The sequence below is a fragment of the Allocoleopsis sp. genome (assembly GCF_036703385.1).
GTDB lineage: Bacteria > Cyanobacteriota > Cyanobacteriia > Cyanobacteriales > Coleofasciculaceae > Allocoleopsis.
In genome coordinates this window covers 1-3,597 of sequence record NZ_DATNPA010000093.1, presented here as the reverse complement: position 1 = coordinate 3,597, position 3,597 = coordinate 1, and the positions used below count along the sequence as shown (strand labels likewise).

General features: G+C 47.8%; 3 protein-coding genes. All 3 read right to left on the bottom strand.

The window, feature by feature from the left end; genetic code table 11:
• Nucleotides 1-19: 19 nt before the first annotated feature.
• The gene (locus V6C93_RS04760; RefSeq protein WP_333475503.1) at nt 20-1,960 is read right to left on the bottom strand and encodes a hypothetical protein; all 1,941 of its coding nucleotides are present in this window, start codon (nt 1,958-1,960) and stop codon (nt 20-22) included.
• Between the two features lie 130 nt (nt 1,961-2,090).
• The gene (locus V6C93_RS04755) at nt 2,091-2,933 is read right to left on the bottom strand and encodes a hypothetical protein (protein ID WP_333475502.1); all 843 of its coding nucleotides are present in this window, start codon (nt 2,931-2,933) and stop codon (nt 2,091-2,093) included.
• Between the two features lie 8 nt (nt 2,934-2,941).
• Nucleotides 2,942-3,597 (bottom strand): TrbI/VirB10 family protein (locus V6C93_RS04750; protein WP_414644152.1); only part of this gene is annotated, 656 nt, incomplete at its 5' end.

Below are 3,597 nucleotides of genomic sequence, written 5' to 3'. Positions count from 1 at the left end.
CCCTTATTGTCTGTAACTACTAACGGCAACCCATGCTATTCATCGCGTTCTTGTAATTACCAGCCGCAGTCTCTCCATAGGACTTGACCGAATACTTACCAAAAACGTCCGTTGCATTTGAATCAATTGGAACGCCTTGTCCGCCAAAGTGCATCTGAGCCACTCGTTCGAGCAAGCGATCGCCAGTAAAAGGTTGACCTGTAGTGGGGTCGATTTCCCGACTTGCTTTGTCGATCAGGGATTGAGCATCCTGGTCGAAAAGCTGCTGCTGATCGAGAGGAGAGAAATACTGCATAGCTTGTTCGCCAGTAATCGGTTGCCCCTTATCAAGTAATTTCAGGAAATCAACTCCACCTGGCTTTGACTCAATAGACTGACGAACATCTGTTCGGTAGGACATATATTGGTGAGAACCCAATGCACGTCCACAATTTTTAGAAGAGTCGCACACGTAAGGACCGACAGAATCATAGTTGCCTTCAATCTGGGATAAAGCTTGACTCATAGCGTCAAGCACCACACCTCCCGTTTGTTTGTTGCAATCCGGGGTAGGTGGAAGAATGCTAGATAAAGTTGAGTTGTTTGAAGGACGAATGAACGAATTAGTGCCTGGTGCGGTCGCTGATTGAGAAGAGTTCTGAGATTTTGAATTTTCCGATCTAATCGCCGAACTAGATTTGGGATTCGGTGACTTCAACTGCTGTTGAGCTTGTTGCCTTTCTGAAATAGCGATTTGGGTAGGAGTAGAATAAGCGCCACTACCACCAGACGAAGAATCGACCTTACCTAAATAAATATTTCCGGTTTCCTTGAAAGTCATGAAAGGAATCGGACCCAAGAAATAGGGCGTACACCCCAAATCGGGAGTTCCCCGCCTACAAAAGCGGAAGAACATAGCTTCAGATGCCGTGCCTTGAGGCTCGGAGATATCCCAAATAACAACCTTAAATCCCTCACCAAACGGGTTTCTTCCAGTAGGCTCTTTACCGTTATTGACTTGAGCCAATACACCCTCACCGCCTCTAACTTCTTGGTACTTACCACTGACCCAGCCCTTGCCCAAAATCGAATCGGAGCCAGCCAGCTCGATATGAGCACATCCCTCTTTACAAGGAACGTTATAGCCCTCAACGTTGCTGCCAGAAATAGTTCTAGTGCGATCGCTTTCTGCCGCACCAAAGGCAATATCGACAATACCGGATGACGAGGGGGAAGTATCGGGACCCGTTGGGGGCTGTGGAAATTTGGCAAACGGAACGGCATCTAAGGTAGGAATTCCCTCGATAGAAACAAAGCTCCAATCTTTGAAGGCACCGAATTGAGCAATCTTAGCGTTCGGCAGATCTTGTAACTTGTATTTATCTAAAGGCAAGTCAGCCATTCTCAGTTGCCCTAGCTGAGGAGCCTGTGCCAAGGTTTGACCGACAGTTTTATTCGGATCGAACCCACCGGGACCGAGGTTTTGGAGTAAAAGATCCCGAATGGGAGGAACTTGAGCTATGGGGAATTCCAGTAGAGAAGGAATTGCCTCGGTGAGGGATTTTACGTCTTGAAATCCAACGGGTTCAAATTTATCTAAAGTGATGGAATCAACGTCTATCCCCGTAATTCCAGCAACGTCCTCCATCGTAAATTCCTGCAATTTAAAGGAATCAGTGAAGTCACCCAAAGAGAGAACTTGTACGGGTTTATCTCCTTGATTCCAAGTTTTTACAGGCTCAAAAGTAGGAGGGGTATGTAAGGGCTGCTGTTGGGGGTCGAACTGACCAGAAGATTCAAGTCCGGGAAAGGAGCCAAGAGTAATTTTTTCCCAATCAGGAAACAAACTGTCTGCATATTGAACGGTAGGAAGCGTAGGTTGAGAAAGTTGCTGGCTACCAACGAGTGACGCGGGAGGGGTAGTTTGAGCTACTGTTTTTCCTTGGATAAACAACGTCAATCCAGAAAGAAACAGAGACAAGGCTAAACCAGTAAGAAAAAAGTATCCCCGGTAAAAAAGAGATGATGGACGAAGACGAATCATGTCTATTATTGCGGTTGGGTAGTAGTAGGAAAAATGGCAATCCGGAGAGTGCCGGAATACAAGAGCGTTAATCTCTAGCTACCGAGTTAACGTCTATATAAGGTGTCGTAGGGGAAGTCAGAGTTGGCGTTGGAGAAACAGGGGTTTCTCTTCTCGGCTCAAGAGTTGGTAGAGAATTTCTACCCAATTCAGTCAGCTTGTTGACTAATTGAAGAGAAACTCCAGAACGAGTCATAGCGGTATTAGAGGGCGTTCCAGTGCCAAGAAGATTGATAAAATTCAAAATTTTTGAATCTAACGGGTCACCGGAACGTAACAAATTCTGCCGAATCGCTACCTCGCGACCTCTTTGAATGGAAGCAAGATCGATAGAAATAGATGGCGCTGGTTGCTGGCTGGGAACAACTTCAACAGTGTGAAAAGTAGAATTTCCCCGAACCAGTCGAAAAACACTAATTTGTCTCGCCCCATCCTGGTTGCGAGTAATTACCGATAAAGTTGTATGGTTTGTTGTTGGCAAACCAGGAAATTTCAAATCGTTAATGCGGCGAAGGTGCAAGACATAAGAAGGTGCCGAGCAAGTAACTTCACGCGCTATGCGCCCCGAAGTGTTCCGAGAAGGCTGTGAACTAGCTCCTGCCATTGCTGCGGACACCAAACAGCCATCAGAATCAAGGGTGAGCCAGCTTGGATTGTCGAGCCACGCATGAACGATAGTGGCGTTCGTGCTAATAAAACTGATGTTGACCCCAGTGCCAGCGGCTAGGGGAATCGTCACAGGTTCAGCTTCCCGCCCTTGGGCTTGTTCCAGAGAGACGGTACGAACTGTTTGAGCAAAGGCTTCGGGATTATTAATCGCAGCCAAAGCAACAGTTAGAGAGAGTGTTGTAACAGCAAGTCTCAAATTCATAGTCGCCCTCAAAGCTCAAACGAATGGGTCACAACAATTTGCACGCTCGTCCCGGCTTCGAGGAACCACAGGTTTTTACGCTGCTGCATATCCTGAATGGCTCGCTCGTTGCGCTTCATGATTTGTTCGAGCACCGGACTAGCACCGCCCTCCAACAAAGCGCCTAAAATATTGGGGTCGCCCGTTGTCGAGGTGGTAGTTTGAGAAACCGTGCCGCCCGAAACTGAGCTTGAAGTTTGCTGTCTGGGGCGATTGAGAATTTCACCGAACTTTCCAAGCGCTCCCAAAACAGCCGTGGAAAGATCCATCGATGCGATCGTGCCGCCGTCGTCGAAATAGCCTTTAGCGATAAGAGGAGACCCTCTTTCACCCGCAAGAACTAATGCATCAGCAGGTATTGGTCTTTCCATCCCGGTGTTATCGAGCTGACTAACGGCAACAGCATTCATGACCCCGTTACTGTCAATGCCCCTAACCTCAAACACCAAACTCGTGCCGGACGGCATTACAATTTGCCCGGAGGTATCGGTCAAAGCGTCTTTCAAAGTAACGACCACCCTAGAGGGTGTAGCTGATGAGTCGGCTGGCACGATCGCAGGAGTTGCAAGAACGCCAGTCGTCATAGAGCCTGAAGCTGCAACCCGATAAGGAGTGCCATCGAGCA